This is a genomic window from Fimbriimonadales bacterium (assembly GCA_035559795.1).
Classification (GTDB): Bacteria; Armatimonadota; Fimbriimonadia; order Fimbriimonadales; family ATM1; genus DATMAR01.
Map to the genome: position 1 here is coordinate 54034 of DATMAR010000013.1, position 14480 is coordinate 68513.

17 protein-coding genes are annotated in these 14480 nt (G+C 46.5%); 9 read left to right on the top strand and 8 right to left on the bottom strand.

All coding sequences use genetic code 11. The features are described from left to right. Positions 1-88: 88 nt before the first annotated feature. Positions 89-523: a DUF2267 domain-containing protein gene (locus tag VNK96_09965; protein ID HWP32031.1), complete on the bottom strand. Its 435-nt coding sequence runs from the start codon at positions 521-523 to the stop codon at positions 89-91. A gap of 152 nt (positions 524-675) precedes the next feature. Between VNK96_09965 and VNK96_09970 the strand changes: the two genes are divergently transcribed. After that, positions 676-957: a DUF3175 domain-containing protein gene (locus VNK96_09970; GenBank protein ID HWP32032.1), complete on the top strand. Its 282-nt coding sequence runs from the start codon at positions 676-678 to the stop codon at positions 955-957. A gap of 238 nt (positions 958-1195) precedes the next feature. On the opposite strand, the gene VNK96_09975 is transcribed toward VNK96_09970, so the two are convergent. Next, entirely contained in the window at positions 1196-1468 is a 273-nt protein-coding gene (locus VNK96_09975; GenBank protein HWP32033.1) for an acylphosphatase, read from the bottom strand. 35 nt (positions 1469-1503) lie between these two features. Here VNK96_09975 and nrfH point away from each other — a divergent pair, with 35 nt between their 5' ends. The 3 genes from nrfH to VNK96_09990 all read left to right on the top strand — a co-directional run bounded on the left by nrfH (position 1504) and on the right by VNK96_09990 (position 4615). After that, the gene (nrfH, locus tag VNK96_09980; GenBank protein HWP32034.1) at positions 1504-2052 is read left to right on the top strand and encodes a cytochrome c nitrite reductase small subunit; all 549 of its coding nucleotides are present in this window, start codon (positions 1504-1506) and stop codon (positions 2050-2052) included. Further along, the gene (locus tag VNK96_09985) at positions 2049-3425 is read left to right on the top strand and encodes an ammonia-forming cytochrome c nitrite reductase subunit c552 (GenBank protein ID HWP32035.1); all 1377 of its coding nucleotides are present in this window, start codon (positions 2049-2051) and stop codon (positions 3423-3425) included. Before nrfH ends, VNK96_09985 begins: the two co-directional genes overlap by 4 nt. 74 nt (positions 3426-3499) lie before the next feature. Continuing rightward, a complete protein-coding gene (locus VNK96_09990; GenBank protein HWP32036.1) occupies positions 3500-4615 on the top strand; it encodes an acyl-CoA dehydrogenase family protein in 1116 nt (371 codons plus the stop codon). Positions 4616-4884: 269 nt separating this feature from the next. Here VNK96_09990 and VNK96_09995 read toward each other — a convergent pair whose 3' ends face one another. Genes VNK96_09995 through VNK96_10005 form a run of 3 tightly spaced genes read right to left on the bottom strand, consistent with a single transcriptional unit; the run spans position 4885 to position 7049 of the window. Then, positions 4885-5355 (bottom strand): nuclear transport factor 2 family protein, encoded by a 471-nt coding sequence (locus tag VNK96_09995; protein HWP32037.1) that lies wholly within the window; start codon positions 5353-5355, stop codon positions 4885-4887. A 47-nt stretch (positions 5356-5402) separates the two neighbouring features. After that, positions 5403-6605 carry a dipeptidase gene (locus VNK96_10000; protein HWP32038.1) on the bottom strand — a complete coding sequence of 401 codons (1203 nt, stop codon included), beginning with the start codon at positions 6603-6605 and terminating at the stop codon, positions 5403-5405. Positions 6606-6662: 57 nt separating this feature from the next. Further along, positions 6663-7049 (bottom strand): YkgJ family cysteine cluster protein, encoded by a 387-nt coding sequence (locus VNK96_10005; protein HWP32039.1) that lies wholly within the window; start codon positions 7047-7049, stop codon positions 6663-6665. Between the two features lie 338 nt (positions 7050-7387). On the opposite strand from VNK96_10005, the gene VNK96_10010 reads away from it, so the two are divergent. Further along, positions 7388-8404, top strand: a complete 1017-nt coding sequence (locus tag VNK96_10010) for a glycosyltransferase (protein HWP32040.1) — start codon at positions 7388-7390, stop codon at positions 8402-8404. Here VNK96_10010 and VNK96_10015 read toward each other — a convergent pair. Beyond that, entirely contained in the window at positions 8368-10122 is a 1755-nt protein-coding gene (locus tag VNK96_10015) for a glycosyltransferase family 2 protein (GenBank protein ID HWP32041.1), read from the bottom strand. The two genes, VNK96_10010 and VNK96_10015, sit on opposite strands and share 37 nt — an antisense overlap. Before the next feature lie 141 nt (positions 10123-10263). Here VNK96_10015 and VNK96_10020 point away from each other — a divergent pair, with 141 nt between their 5' ends. From VNK96_10020 to VNK96_10035, 4 genes are read left to right on the top strand one after another with little or no spacing between them, the layout of a single operon-like run. Next, on the top strand, positions 10264-11076 hold the full coding sequence (locus tag VNK96_10020) for a hypothetical protein (protein HWP32042.1): 813 nt from the start codon (positions 10264-10266) through the stop codon (positions 11074-11076). Beyond that, positions 11063-11506 carry a hypothetical protein gene (locus VNK96_10025; GenBank protein HWP32043.1) on the top strand — a complete coding sequence of 148 codons (444 nt, stop codon included), beginning with the start codon at positions 11063-11065 and terminating at the stop codon, positions 11504-11506. Before VNK96_10020 ends, VNK96_10025 begins: the two co-directional genes overlap by 14 nt. A 14-nt stretch (positions 11507-11520) precedes the next feature. After that, positions 11521-11943 carry a Gfo/Idh/MocA family oxidoreductase gene (locus tag VNK96_10030; protein HWP32044.1) on the top strand — a complete coding sequence of 141 codons (423 nt, stop codon included), beginning with the start codon at positions 11521-11523 and terminating at the stop codon, positions 11941-11943. A gap of 9 nt (positions 11944-11952) precedes the next feature. After that, on the top strand, positions 11953-12618 hold the full coding sequence (locus VNK96_10035) for a Gfo/Idh/MocA family oxidoreductase (GenBank protein HWP32045.1): 666 nt from the start codon (positions 11953-11955) through the stop codon (positions 12616-12618). A gap of 93 nt (positions 12619-12711) precedes the next feature. On the opposite strand, the gene VNK96_10040 is transcribed toward VNK96_10035, so the two are convergent. Together VNK96_10040 and VNK96_10045 are read right to left on the bottom strand one after the other, a co-directional pair. Then, complete coding sequence (locus VNK96_10040) at positions 12712-13908, bottom strand: hypothetical protein (GenBank protein HWP32046.1); 1197 nt, start codon at positions 13906-13908, stop codon at positions 12712-12714. A 2-nt stretch (positions 13909-13910) separates the two neighbouring features. After that, positions 13911-14432: a sigma-70 family RNA polymerase sigma factor gene (locus VNK96_10045; GenBank protein HWP32047.1), complete on the bottom strand. Its 522-nt coding sequence runs from the start codon at positions 14430-14432 to the stop codon at positions 13911-13913. Between the last annotated feature and the right edge of the window lie 48 nt (positions 14433-14480).

A 14480-nucleotide genomic window follows, 5' to 3' on the forward strand; every position in this document is an offset into this window, starting at 1 on the left:
CGATTATGTCCCACTCGAGAAGCGTATACCGGCACGCTCATTTAGCCGCGCGCGGAGTTACTTTGATGGATTTGTTCGTTTTAAAGCTTCAGGGCCAAAGCGCCCGTATCTTTTCCGGAAGAGACTTTTTCACCTCTTCGATTTCTCCGGAAGTGATGTGGCGGCTCATTACTTTGAAGACCGCTTTTGCCATTGTCTCCGGAGTCGTGTATGGTTTTCCTCCATGCGCCCTTAAGATATCTTCGTAAAAGCCCTCTAAAGTTCTGTCTCTCGTAGCGAAGGGTTGCCTGTTGTTGGGTTTCCATCCGTCGTAGAAGATTCCTTTTATGAGAAGTGGCATTTGCGCGGCTAAATGAGCGGCCTCTTCGATGGTTAATCGCTCACGAAGCGCATGAAGGCACCCGCGCAAGGCGTCGTAAGCCTGCTGGCGGGTCTTGATCCCCATTTCCTCCATAATTTCGTCTAACCATTTGTTCGTTTTTTGTAGCGTGGTATCGAATACTTGGAGTCCTGTTGCGCTCATAAGATCCTCCTTCGTTTTTTAATACTCCAAGCAAAAGGTTTGTGCTCCTAATTTCTTATCGTTATGTACGGCACTTCTTGCTCGCTTATCTGAGGCAGAGAGCCGAGCATTCCGGATGTTGCCCCTCGCGACTTGGTCGTAATAAAAAAGAGATGGCAGGCGTTAGGAAATGGTCAGCAGAAGTTACGCGGCGCAGCAATGCGCTGGATTTGGAAGCAGGTGTCTTTACCTGGAATGACCCTAAAAAGATAGCGACATCGCTGAAACGTTCCGCAGAGGCGAGCACGCGCAGAAAAGCGAAGACACCTTATCAATCCGCAATGTCCATGCTGAATTTCTATATCAATCGGGCAGGGAAAAATCTATCCGCTTCACGGAAAAAGGTTCTCGAACAAGCGAAACAAGAATTGCGAAAACTATTCGGGAAGGAATAAAAAAACATTCGACTTTCGCCTCTGCGAACGCTGATGGAGTTAGTCTGTTCGCTTGATCGAATACCTGAAGTCATTGTGACAGGAACTATAGCAGGCAAAACGGGAACTGAAAGTCTCTGCTGCCGTCGGTGCTGTCGCTTACCCTATACCCCGTAGGTGTAGCCGTTGAAGGGTCGGCATAGGCACAATTGATCTCACTATTTTTTTTAAATTTTTGATTGAAAGTGAGTTTTAATTTTTATCGAAACACAATTCTGAAATTTTCGAATGTTTTCTTAGATTCCTCTTCCTCGAATCGGACGTCGTCCACTCTCCCCGGTCCTAAATATAGATTTTCGATAAACTCTTCGAGTTCCTCTCTGCTTTCGTGTTGCGCGAGAATTTCCACTCCACCGTCTTTTCGATTCCATACCTCTCCCCTAATGTTCATCCTCTTCGCTAAATCGTATACAAAAGCGCGAAAACCGACCCCCTGAACCATACCTTTCACCACTATTCGAAATGTAGTCATAAATTCATTCCTTTACGACGGGTATCTTTACCCCTATGTTTTTCCGAAGAATCCTTTCTTGGGGAAGCATAAGCCTTTTGGGATTCACGGCGGGTTTGGGGTCTGTTGTATTTTATATTTCGGAGGCGACTTCGTATCTCTCGGATAACCCCGATGCCTGCATCAACTGCCATGTGATGATTCCGGAATACGCTTCTTGGCTGCATTCGAGTCATTTTCGTGTTGCCACATGCAACGACTGCCATATCCCTCATGATAGTGCGTTTTCGAAATGGTGGTACAAAGCCAAAAGCGGCTATCGCCATTCGCTTGTTTTTACGTTACGAAGAGAGCCTCAAGTCATTCAAGCGAAGAAAGATTCTCGAGAAGTAATTCAAAAGAACTGTCTTCGCTGCCACTCCAACGTTGTATCCGAAGCGATCACGCCATTGCATGCCGATTTCGAAAGACCTTGTATAGATTGCCATAGGGAAGTTCCGCATGGGCGCGTGCACAGTTTGGCTGCCACTCCGAACGCTGCTGTTCCGCCTCTCTCGCCCGTTCTTCCAGAGTGGCTTATGAAAACAGGAGGTACTGAAAAGTGAGAACCGAACGCAAATCCATTGTCTTTGCATTTTTGTTGTTTTTCGTGAGTGCGATACTCGGTGTTTTCGTTGGGATTTTGGGTGTTTCTATAACGGAGCGACGCGCAGAACGCGAGTTAGCGCGCATTCGTATCATCGAACCTTTAGGGGAATTCGAATCCGATAATGCGAAATGGGGGATTAACTTTCCACGCGAATATAATTCTTGGGAACTCACGAAAAAAACGGATGAACGAACGAAATACGGGGGGTCGAGTTTTCGGGATTATTTAGCGGCGAATCCGAGGCTCGTCGTTCTCTGGGCAGGTTATCCCTTCAGCAAAGATTACAATCAAGCGCGAGGACATTTTCATGCACTCGAAGACGTTTCGAAAACAGGACGCATAAACGAAAAAAGTCCTGCGACATGCATTACATGCAAAAGTTCCGATGTGCCTCGCATTATGGCGAAAATCGGAGTCGAAAGATTTTATGAACATAAATTCTTTGAAATGTTGCCGGAAGCGCGGAACCCCATCGGATGCTTGGATTGTCACGACCCGAAAACCATGCGTCTGCGCATTTCTCGTCCAGCGTTGATAGACGCTTTTAAAAGAATGGGAAAGGACATTACGAAAGCATCTCATCAGGAAATGCGCACTCTCGTTTGTGCGCAATGCCATGTGGAATATTATTTCAAAGACAAAAAATATCTCACTTTTCCGTGGGATAACGGTTTGAAAGTAGAAGAGATGGAGGAATATTACGAACGCATTCAACACACGGATTGGGTGCATGCGATTAGCGGCGCGAAAATGCTCAAAATGCAGCACCCCGATTACGAAGTATATATGCAGGGAATACATTCCTTCCGAGGCGTGTCTTGTGCAGATTGTCATATGCCGTATAAAGTCGAGGGGGGGATTAAATTTACCGACCATCAAGTTCGCAGTCCGCTCTTAAATATCGCGAATTCATGTCAGGTGTGTCATCGCTGGTCGGAAGAGGAAGTAAAAATTCGCGTAACGAGCATTCAAGATAAGACACAGGATTTGTTGAACCGTGCCGAAAACGAATTGGTTCGTGCTCATTTAGAAATCGGCGATGCTTGGCGAAAAGGCGCAACGGATGCGGAATTAGAAAATGCGCGCAATCTCGTTCGCAAAGCGCAGATGTATTGGGATTACGTCGCGGCGAACAACGGAATGGGTTTCCACGCGCCGCAAGAGTGCGCGCGAATCCTCGCCAAAGCCATTCAACTCGCTATGGAGAGCCGCTTGGAAGCGCAATCCGTTCGTGCTCGAAAAGGTCTCCTCGCGCCTGTCCCCCTACCCGATTTGTCGAGCAAAGAAAAAGCCCAAGCATTTATCCAGAGTTTTATTCCCAAAACGTAATTCACTGGGTTTATCTCATAAATTTTTTTGGGCAGTTTGATGTAACATGGATTGGCTTGGGTCTTTGATTGCCTATGACACTGAAATTTACCGAAGAAGAACAAAAGTTTCTGCGAGAAGTAGAGCAGTTCATAGAAGAAGAAGTCGCTCCGTGCACCCGGGCATGGGAAAAGGACACCTTCCCGGCGGACATATGGAAACGATGCGCTTCCCGGGGAATCACTCATGTGGTCCTCCCGAAGTCGTTAGGAGGTTTGGGGTTTTCGTGTGCGACCTATGCAGAAATGTGTCGAATCATCGCCAAGGGCGACCCTGCGTTAGCGATGAACGTTGCGGCAATCAACGCCCTTTGCGTGGCGCATTTCGAACATTTCGCAAACGATGAACAGCGCGCGAAATATCTGCCGGGTGTTTTAAGCGGGGATATCCCTCTTGCATGGGGTTTGACAGAGCCGGATGCCGGCAGCGATGCTCGCAGAGTGAAAACGATCGCTACTCCCATTCCGGACCGACCGGGATATTTCTATCTCAATGGCGAGAAGATGTTCATTACCAACGGAGGGTTCGCGAAACTTTTCATCATTATCGCTCGGCTCGATGAAGAAAACCTAAGCGCTTTTTTCATGGAGAAAGACCAACCTGGGTTCGAAGATTTAGGAAGAATTCCGACCGTCGGGGTTTGCGCCTCTTATACGATGCGATTTCGCATGAACAACGCAATTGGGTGGCATACACCTTGCACTTTCGACGAAGTGATTAGTTTGCTTTATCGCGGTCGCGTCGGAATCGGAGCGATGGCTCTCGGAATTGCGGAAAAAGCATTGGAATTGGGAATCGAATACAGTAAACAGCGTGTGCAATTCGGTCGTCCTTTGGCACAGATGCAGTCCGTTCAAAATATGATTGCGGATTCAGGGATGTGGATAGAGGCGGCGCGGCTTTTAGTGCATAAAGCGGCATGGATGTACGACCAAGGGATGCCGATCGTGAAAGAAGCCTCCTACGCGAAACTCTTCGCGAGCGAAACGGCGAGAGAAGTTACGAACCGCATGATTCAGATTCACGGGGGGCGCGGCATGATGCCGGATTATTTAATTGAAAAACTCTGGCGCGACGCAAAACTCACGGAAATCGGAGAAGGCGCGAGCGAAATTCAAAGGCTGATCATCGCGAAAGCATTGCTGAAATAAAGTTCTGCTTTTTTTCTTGTTTTTGAGTGTTTCTGGGTCTTTATTTGTTTCTTGTTGAGAGATTTTACTATTTTGCGATGACCTGTTCATTTAACTGCGTTAATGAAATCGGTTCCCTTTGCGTTAGCAGGGGGAACCTTACGGAGGGGGTTTATTAATTTTATAAAAGATGTTCCTAAACAGAGTTCGGGAACGAGAGAAAAAGCATTCCCAAACAGAGTTTGGGAACGAGAGAATTCATCTAAGGAAGAGAAGTGTTAGAATTTGCGTTACTGACCGATGACGCTTTCTTTGGGCAAACTTTGGCTGAGTACGAATTGCCAACCCTTCGGTGTGCGTTTCAAAGTTTCCGCTGCATGCATCGTGAAACTTACGGTTTGCCATTTTTCTCCTTGTTTCATTTTAAAACTCGCTTTCGTGGTAACCCATGCATAGCATTCCTCTCGATTGCCGTAAACATGATGCACGACTGTATGAGACTTAATCTCACGAATCATTTTCAAGATTTCCGTGAGTTCTTTTTTGAATTGCGCGTAATTCGTGCGTTTGCCGTCTTCGTCTATTTGCACGAAGGAGGGATGTATCATCGCTAAAAGCCCTTTTAGGTCGCCTTTTTGTGCAAGGGTGTCCCATTTCAGATATACCGCCTCCATTTCTTTTCGGAGTTGCGGGTCTTCTCCTTGAGAGAGAAGGCTTGTTGTGAGAAACAATCCCAAGAGGCAGACAATCATATGTTTCATCGTAATCCTCCTTTATGGTTCGTTCATTATGGAGTCAAGCGAAAGGTTCATGCCGCCTTTTGGACCGCTTGCCGAAGTTCTTTTGCGACTTTTTCCACCTGGCGCATGACCCGAAGCAAATTCAATCCCAAAATTTTCTTAATTTCTCCTTCGCTATAACCTCTTCGTAATAATTCGGCAGTGAGGTAGGGAAATTTCGAGACGTCTTCCAACCCATCTACGCCCCCACCTCCATCGAAGTCGCTTCCTATTCCGATGTGGTCTATTCCTGCCACCTTCCGGATATGGTCTATGTGGTCAGCGACTTGCGAGAGCGTGGCTCTCGGTTTCGGATTTTTCTGCATCCATTCCTTCAATTCGTTTTGCACTTTTTCGGGGTCGTTCGGATATTTTTCCTGTAATTGCTTTTGGGTCGCATCTCTGTTTTTAGACCATCGGGGGATTTCCGGAGAAACATAATCCGCTAATATCACTACCATTACGATCCCCCCATTTTTTTTCAGTTCTTTTAGCACGTCGTCCGGAACGTTTCGCGGATGGTCGCATACTCCGCGCGCTCCCGAATGAGAAAAAATTACGGGCGCTTTCGAAACCTTGAGCGCATCCATCATCGTATCCGCTGAAACGTGGCTCAAATCCACGAGCATTCCCAAACGATTCATTTCGAGTACGACTTTCTCTCCGAATTCGTTGAGTCCACCCAGTTTCGGTTCATCCGTTGCCGAGTCAGCCCATGGTGTGTTTTTGCTGTGCGTTAGAGTCATATATCGAGCACCTGCGTAATAAAAGGCTGTTAAAGCGGTAAGCGAAGAATCTATCGAATGCCCCCCCTCCATTCCGATGAGGCTTGCGATTTTTCCCTTTCGAAAAATGCGTTCGATATCGTCCGCACTGAGCGCAAGTTCGAATGCATTAGGATAGATTTCAATCATTCGGTGAACCGTGCCGATTTGTTCGAGTGTCGTTTTTACAGCGTCTGAGCCTTGCAAACTCGTGGGTACCCACACCGACCAAAATTGCCCTCCGACACCTCCCTCGCGGAGGCGGGGAATATCCGTCTGACCTTTGGATAGACGCATTGCGATGTTGTATTTTTCGAAATCTCCTCCGTTCGCCCGAATAACCCAAGGCAAATCGTTGTGCCCATCAACGAGAGGGACTTGTCGATGAATTTCTCTCGCCTTTATCAGGTAATCGTTCGAGGGAGTTTGCCCTGCCGCGAAGACGAATAGTGCAATGAGGCTGAACATGGAGACTATTATCCCGAATCTTTATCTATTGCGGTGGATTGGCTCGGCATTTTGCTTTTAATCCCTATGGTCTGTAGTTGCAATCATTTTCGAGTCTTTCTGACGGTCTCTTTCGGACATCAGAAAATCGTAATATCCGCACCGCGCGGTTCCGGGATATTCTCTGCAAGTTCGAGGTCTTGCCGGATATACGGTACATTGTCTCGTCTCGACATCTAAGAACCTGCAAACGCTTTCGAAATAAGGGTCGTATTTTTTTCGAAGGATTCGCTCACCAGGCTCTTCTCCTTTTTTGGTGAATCTTTTCTTCGCTTTCGCCTTGCTGATGCCGAAATGCTTTGCGAGGCGCTCGATATCGTAATCCGTAACCGTGATTCTCGGGTAGGCGCAACAATATGCCGGACAATTCTTGCAATTGTAAAAGACCTTGAGTGCTGTACGCATCGGTCTCTATTGTAGCCCTTCGTGTCATATTCAGATGGAAATTCGAGAGAAACAAAATCAAAAACTCGAGGATTATTTTATGAGCCTGTTTTCCTTAGGTTTTTTATTTGATGTGCCAAGAGATTGCCAAGGGCTCCTCGGTCGGATTTCGTCCGTGGGGAAGCGGATAAAGTCGAGATTCCTTTGTGATAAGACGCGATGGCGGCTAAGGATTTGCGTGTGCATAGTGAGAGGTAACTTAGTTTTGTTATGCGAGTACAATTTTATATAAGATGAGTAAAAGTTAGTACAATACGCAGTGCAATGTGCAATAACCATTACTCGCCTTCCTTGAATAAGTGAAAGTTACATTTTTGACTCGTCACGACGGTGGTCTTGCCAGCGGAGGCAGGGAAGTCCAACTCGGTTACACTTTACGCGCTTTGAATGAAATAGGTATCGAGACCGAAATTTTGACTCCTCTTACAACGAAAATCGGTGACGTTCTTCACGTGTTCGGTCCGGAAGGATATTTTGCAGATACAGCACGTTATGCAAGAGAAAGGCAAGTTCCCGTAGTCACTTCGTCGGTTTGGTACTTACCGCTGCCGATATGGAGAGTCTGGCTTCGCAGGTATTGGTTGACCCTTCGCTTTCGCTATCCTAAACAGACAAAAAAACTTTTCAAAAGGTCAACCCTTCTTGTATGTCCATCTCACGCGGCTCAAAAAAGAATCGTCGCATTTTTCGGGATCGACCCTAAGAAATTTCGGTTCATTCCGAGCGCGGGAGTGGATGAGAGATTCGCAAATGCCACTCCGGAATTGTTTCGTGAACACACAGGGATTCGAGAAGATTTCGTGCTTCATGTCGGGGTGATTCATAAGCGAAAAAATCAATTGAATTTAATTCGCGCTCTCAAAGGCACGAATTTCAAAATGGTATTTTTGGGGCGCTTGCATTCTCTCGAGTATGCCGCTCGATGCAAGCGAGAAGCGGGAGAGCAAGCGATGTTTCTCGATGCCGTCTCGCATGACAGTCCTTTGCTTCCGAGTGCTTATGCAGCAGCGCGCGTCGTGTGCATTCCTTCGATACTCGACGATTTTCTGATTGCGGGAATCGAAGCCGGAGCGGCAGGCGCAAGACTCGTGCTCAGCAATAGTTGGCATCCACAAGAATTATATGGCGATTATGCTCTTTATCCGAATCCGTTTAGCCCGACCGATATTCGCCGTTGTGTCGAGATTGCTTGGGACAAACCTCACGACCCCGAAGCGCAACGAGAATATTTTATAAAACGCTATTCCTGGTCACGGATAGCGGAACAGTTGAAAACGGTTTACGAAGAGGCAGTCGGATTGACCTGTGTTTCATGAGAGAATCCCCCCCTCTCCTCAATAGATTGCAAGGTGTAATCCAGCAGGATTTTTTTGGCTTTGTTCTGATATAGATTGATTACCTCCTCGGAAGAACCAACAGTTTGTCTTTCTTTCAATTTCGCCATAGCCGTGATTTCATACATCATTAAAAAAGCCGAATAATAAAATTCTCTCCATCCACCTTTCCAGCCTTTTCCCAAGATGTAATTACGCCAGAAGATTCTCATCGCACGGCGAATTGCACGAAATGGGCTTGTTTTCGATTTGGTTTCTTGTGCTGCCTCGATGCTCGTATAACGATTGATTTTGTCTATCAATTCAGAAATATTTGCATAAGCGAAATGAACGATTGCCTCTCCGCTTCGATAAGGCAAATTCATAATACCCGCTCCTTCCGCGATGTGAAGAAACTGATGAAGTCTGTCAGATGTTTGCATAGAACCTACTCTAAAAAATCGTGGATGCCAAATTCGACCAGCACCGCTCGAAGTGAACTTTACGATTTCACCGAAGAGATAGTTTTCCATCGGGATGTTGATTACATCAGCATTCGAGGATTCGGCGAGCGCTTTTAATTTTTTGCTCAGAGGTTCAGGAACGACTTCATCGGCGTCGAGGATCAAAATCCAATCTCCAGAGCACTTGGAAATGGCAAAAGCACGAGCAGGGTCTGCAAAACCTAAATACTCGTGCAAGAAAACGCGAGCACCGAATGATTCGGCGATTTCTCGCGTTCTATCGGTGCTGTGCATATCCACGACGATGATTTCGTCTGCCCACGATTTTACGGAACGCAAGGCATAAGGGAGATTCTTCTCCTCGTTGTAAGTGTTGATGGCTACCGATATTTTTCTTTTAGTGTTTTCCTTCGGTCTGTCATTTTCATACGCGCTCAATATTTTCTCGGCTTCCGCTTGGTATTTTTCAATCACCGCATCGCGTGTGCCAACCGCTTTCCGTTCTTGCATTTTTGCCGCTATAGCGAGATGATAGAATCCCACCAGTAACGAATAGTAGAATCCACGCCATCCGTCTTTATATCCACGCCCTCGAATATAGTAGCGCCAAAATGCCAATAACGCACGCCGCAAAGAGGTTCTAGGTTTTGCTCCCTTTTCGATTGCTTGTTCGGCTTCGATCGTCGTATAGCGATTCATTCGTTCCAGCAATTCCGAAATGTCTGTATAGCAAAAATGCACGATTGCTTTACCTTCTTCGTAAGGTACATCTACGATGCGCGCATTCGGGATAGGATGCAAAAAACTGTGAATGCGATCTGTCAACTCGATGCAATCTCGACGAAAGAAGCGCATATGGCGGTCCGTCGTCGGACCTGTGCGCGTATAACGCATCACCTCCCCGAAAAAGTAATTCTCGCGCGCCATACGGAACACATCGCCACGATTGTTTTCGGCGGCATTCAATAACCAATCGCTCAACGGCTTCGGAATCATTTCATCCGCATCCAAAATAAGAATCCATTCGCCTTTGCATTTAGAAAGAGCGAATGCTCTTGCAGGGTCCGCAAATCCTACATTTTCGTGCAGAAAAACTTTCGCGCCGAATTCTTTTGCGATTTCGCGTGTTCTATCTGTGCTGTGCATATCTACGACGATGATTTCGTCTACCCAAGAAGCAATCGAGCGCAATGCAAAAGGCAAATCGCGCTCTTCGTTGTAAGTATTGATTGCCGCAGAAATCGTCGGTTTAGACATAACTGGAATAATTTTGCTTATCTAGGCACCTTTGTTCAATTTGATTATCTACTGAGATTATCCCTTTTTTTCGTCTTGTGAAAATTCATCCTACGTAATTCCGAGTATTATTTCCTCTGTGTCCTTTCCCCTCTGCTTGAAATGATTCCTTTAGCCGAGACGCCTCAATACATCCATTACGCAGCCATCGTCGGCATTCTTATCCTCCTCGAGGGTTTACTCTCCGCGGACAATGCGCTCGTCATCGCTATCATTGTCAAAGGTCTTCCTCGAAACGAGCGACGGAAAGCGTTGTTCGTAGGCTTGATCGGCTCGTTCGTTCTGCGTTTCCTCGCCCTGTTCACTGCCTCTACGCTTCAAAAGTTTTGGTTTCTCCAAGCTGGCGGTGCCCTTTACCTCATCTACCTTGCAATTACGCACCTTTTTCGCCACCAAGCCCATCGTAAACAGGAAATCAAGGTCAAAAGGAAGGGCTTTTGGCAGACAGTCGTCTTGATCGAACTTACGGACATCGCCTTTGCGATCGACAGCGTTCTGGTAGCGGTCGCTGTTAGCAACGAACTATGGGTTATTTATACAGGAGTAATTTTAGGGGTAATCCTATTGCGCTTTGCAGCCTTCGTGTTAACTCGGGTCATCGAAAAATACCCTGGCCTCGAGCATATGGCGTATGCTCTGGTTTTTTGGGTAGGAATCAAACTCGGTGTTCAGTCGGTGGTCAGCCTTAATGAGTATCATAAATTAGGGTGGCGAGTGGTACACATGAGCCCGGTTCTTTTCTGGACGGTAACCGCTGCCATCATCGTGATTGGAATTGCACTCTCGCTCCAGGTAAAAAGAAAACCTGTAAAAGAACGAAAAGAGGTGCTCGAAATTGAAAAACTATTGGAAGGAAATCCCGATAGCGATACTAACCACGCTGATTCTTCTAAGCGCTCCGATGGCGGGATGTAGAAAAGGAGAGGAACAGCGGGATACATCACTTCGTCAACCCCCGATTACCGAAAAGGGTTTGGAAGTTGTTTGTGCCCGTGTTCAAAAAGCGGCAAGTTTAGTTTTAAGATATGCAGACAAACATGGCGGACAACTTCCGAAAGCGGAAACCAGCCTCGAGTTGCGGGATATTTTGAAAAAGGAATTCGGAAACACCGAAGGATTCGATGAACTTTGGGTGAGCCATAACGGGAAAGCGTTATTGGTTTATTCGCAAAACGTAGCCGGCAAGAATCTTAAGGACTTTAGTGATGCGACGAAGAAACGAACGGTGTTGCTTTGGGACCCCGTGCAATTGAAACCGCATGGAATAGTCACCGCGTTTTTGAGCGGTGAAGTAAAGGCAGTTCCGCCGAAAAAACCGCAAGCAGCCGGTACAGCGCAGATATAACCGTTGCAAAAGATTTGAAAAAGTTAGGCATCGGAATTATCGGGAGCGGGGGCATTGCGCAAGCGTGCCTCATGCCAGCGTTTGCAGAACTTTCGGATCGTTGCCGAATTCTTGCGATTGCCGACCCGAATCCGGACAATGCATCCAAAGCGGCACAAAAATTCGAAGTTCCCCACGTTTTTTCAGATTTTCATGAACTCTTGAGAATGCAAGAGATCGATGCGGTTTGTATAGCTACGCCGAATTTATTTCACAAACATGCCGCCGTTGCCTCTTTCGAAGCGGGAAAACACGTTTTCTGCGAAAAGCCTATGGCTCGAAATGCCGAGGAAGCACGTGAAATGCTTCTTGCGCAAAAAAAGAGCGGAAAACTTTTGCAAATCGGTTTTCAATTTCGTTTCTCTGGCGCTGCTTCTTTTATGCACAGATATATATAAAACGGAAACATGGGAAATATTTATTACGCGCGTGTGCAAGCCTTGAGAAGGCGCGGCGTTCCAGGATGGGGGGTGTTCATTGACAAAGAGCAACAAGGGGGGGGACCGCTATTGGATATCGGCGTGCATGTTTTGGATTTCACTTTGTATTTGATGGGATACCCGAAACCGGTTTCTGCATCGGGGAAGACTTTTCAAGCGCTGGCGACGAACCCGAAATATTGGAATGCATGGGGCGACTACGACCGATCGAAATATTCTGTCGAAGATTTCGCTATCGGTTTTATACGATTCGAAAATGACGCCATCGTAACCTTAGAAAGCAGTTTCATGGCGAATATCGAAAAAGAAATTTGGCGTTCTTCTCTTTTCGGAACGGAAGCAGGTGCGGATATAGATTTGTTCAGCGATGATCCGATTCGTATTTACACGGAAAAAGACCAGCAACTCTTCGATCTCGTTCCGAAAAATGTCCCCCGCGTGAAAAATACCTACTCCGCAGAAATTGCCGCCTTCGTGAATTCGATTTTAGAAAATAAACCCAGCCCAGTACCTGGCGAACACGGGTTGATTTTGAATGCGATTATGGATGCGATTTATCGTAGCAGTGAAACTGGAAGAGAAGAACCCATAGCCTCATCCGTAGACGGGCGAATAACAGGCAAAAGGTTCTAAATTTTAATCGAGAGCCGTGTTCTTCTAAATCTACGTTTTGATAAGAGACACTCCTCTTCGGTCAATTTTGTGAAAATTCTCGAGGGTTTGCCATCATTGACTGACATCCTCCCAGTTGCCTGCTGCCCAAAGGCATCCTCCTAAAAACAGTTTTCTCAACACCTCGTTTTGCGATCTCGTATAATGGAAATCGGAGGCTGTTGCTTGGTAATACACCCGCCCATAACCGAACCGATTCGCAAACGCAAAACAACTGCGGTTTTTTTCCCAAATTGCAATAGGGAGGGCAGAAGAATTTTTTTCAGGTAACCGAACCGCCGCTGACCCTTTCAGCCCGAGGGTAATATTTAACAAAATCGGCTCGTCGAAAGGTTTATTCACTGTAATCCGAACCGGGCCGCCCTCTGTGTTTTCATAGTAAATTCCCCCGAACCAGTCCGCGATGCGCGATAAATTCCTTTCATTAGAAATGCCTTGCTTATCGCGCGTCACTACATCTTCGTTGGGTCCGTACTGTGTGCACATGATTGACGGAACTCCTTCCGTGAGCACTACACCTCCTCCATCTCTTACATATTCTCTCAACATGTCTCCAAGGGCAGGATTCGTCGTGCGATTATAGGCAGTGATGATAACTAAGTCGAATTTGTTGAGTTCTGCGATTCCTTCCGGTGCTTTGAAACGTACTTCTACGTATTCAAACCCTAACTTCCGTAATTCTTCTGCTAATTCATTAGCGCCTTCCGCCCAAGTGACACGTCTTTCATCCGTTACAAAATCGCTTATAAAAGGACTTCCAGGTCCGTCTGCTAAGATGAGAGCGGCACCAAGACTCGTGCGTTGGATGATTTCTTCGCGCGCTGCTTCGAATTTCAATTTTCCATCAATAGCCATCGACCACAACTCCGCTTCTTTTCTTTCGTCGGAGCGCTTGATTGGGTGTATTCGTAAAGGCATTTGGTGCCGATAGATTCCCGCTCCGGTAACTCTCCCCTTCTCGGATACGAGAACGACAGCCGGAGTGTTCGTTTCCGGCAAATCGCGCAGAAGTCCTTTCCATATTCCCCCCCCTGCTGAAATCATCACTGCTTCTTCGGACGAGCGTGGCCATACAGTTATTATAAAAAGAGTCAATACCAAAGATACCGTAATTATCGAAACGAGCATAACCTTTTTCGCTCTTTCGTTCTGCTCCGCAAGTCTCGAAAGAAGCCTTTCGTCGAATTTTCGCTCGTCTATCGGAATCTCTTCACGAATGTATTTCTCTAAATTTTCTAATGGATTTTCCATTGTTACGCTCCCCACATTTTTTTAAATTTGTCTTTCGCTGCATTGATTCTCGAGGCGACGGTCCCTGCAGGAATACCCAATATTTCGGAAATCTCTTCGTACGTCATCCCATCCTCGTATGCAAGCACGAGAATTTCTACATCCCTGAAGTCCATTTTTTTAAAAACTTCTCGTACGGCGATACGATTATCGTGGTCGTATCTTATATCCTCGTGGCAAGGGTCGATTGCTTCCACCTTTCGATTTTTTTTCCAAGCACGTATGGCTTCATTGTGCAAAATTTTATAAAACCATGCAGTTTGATGGGTTTCCATGTGTTTGTCCCATGAACGGGCTGCTCGCATGAACGCCTCTTGAACGATGTCTTCTGCGAGTTCTCTATCCCCTAACAACCGGTATGCGCGGCGAATCGCTTTGTTTCTCTCTCGAGCAACAAATTCGCCGAATCCGATGGGATTGCCCCTTTCTCCTCCTCTTCGTTTGGAGTCCACCGTAGTACCAAGAACCGCTGTTCTAAGCGCCATTATGTATTAAATAACCCTCATAACCGATGTTTTCTTTACTGAAAATGC

Bases quoted from the DNA above. Each gene is read 5' to 3' on its own strand.
- VNK96_09990 (HWP32036.1), top strand. From the start codon at position 3,500: ATGACACTGAAATTTACCGAAGAAGAACAAAAGTTTCTGCGAGAAGTA.
- VNK96_09975 (HWP32033.1), bottom strand. From the start codon at position 1,468: ATGACTACATTTCGAATAGTGGTGAAAGGTATGGTTCAGGGGGTCGGT.
- nrfH (HWP32034.1), top strand. From the start codon at position 1,504: ATGTTTTTCCGAAGAATCCTTTCTTGGGGAAGCATAAGCCTTTTGGGA.
- VNK96_10040 (HWP32046.1), bottom strand. From the start codon at position 13,908: ATGGAAAATCCATTAGAAAATTTAGAGAAATACATTCGTGAAGAGATT.
- VNK96_10025 (HWP32043.1), top strand. From the start codon at position 11,063: ATGGCGGGATGTAGAAAAGGAGAGGAACAGCGGGATACATCACTTCGT.
- VNK96_10035 (HWP32045.1), top strand. From the start codon at position 11,953: ATGGGAAATATTTATTACGCGCGTGTGCAAGCCTTGAGAAGGCGCGGC.
- VNK96_09995 (HWP32037.1), bottom strand. From the start codon at position 5,355: ATGAAACATATGATTGTCTGCCTCTTGGGATTGTTTCTCACAACAAGC.
- VNK96_10015 (HWP32041.1), bottom strand. From the start codon at position 10,122: ATGTCTAAACCGACGATTTCTGCGGCAATCAATACTTACAACGAAGAG.
- VNK96_10000 (HWP32038.1), bottom strand. From the start codon at position 6,605: ATGTTCAGCCTCATTGCACTATTCGTCTTCGCGGCAGGGCAAACTCCC.
- VNK96_10045 (HWP32047.1), bottom strand. From the start codon at position 14,432: ATGGCGCTTAGAACAGCGGTTCTTGGTACTACGGTGGACTCCAAACGA.
- VNK96_09965 (HWP32031.1), bottom strand. From the start codon at position 523: ATGAGCGCAACAGGACTCCAAGTATTCGATACCACGCTACAAAAAACG.
- VNK96_09970 (HWP32032.1), top strand. From the start codon at position 676: ATGGCAGGCGTTAGGAAATGGTCAGCAGAAGTTACGCGGCGCAGCAAT.
- VNK96_10005 (HWP32039.1), bottom strand. From the start codon at position 7,049: ATGCGTACAGCACTCAAGGTCTTTTACAATTGCAAGAATTGTCCGGCA.
- VNK96_10020 (HWP32042.1), top strand. From the start codon at position 10,264: ATGATTCCTTTAGCCGAGACGCCTCAATACATCCATTACGCAGCCATC.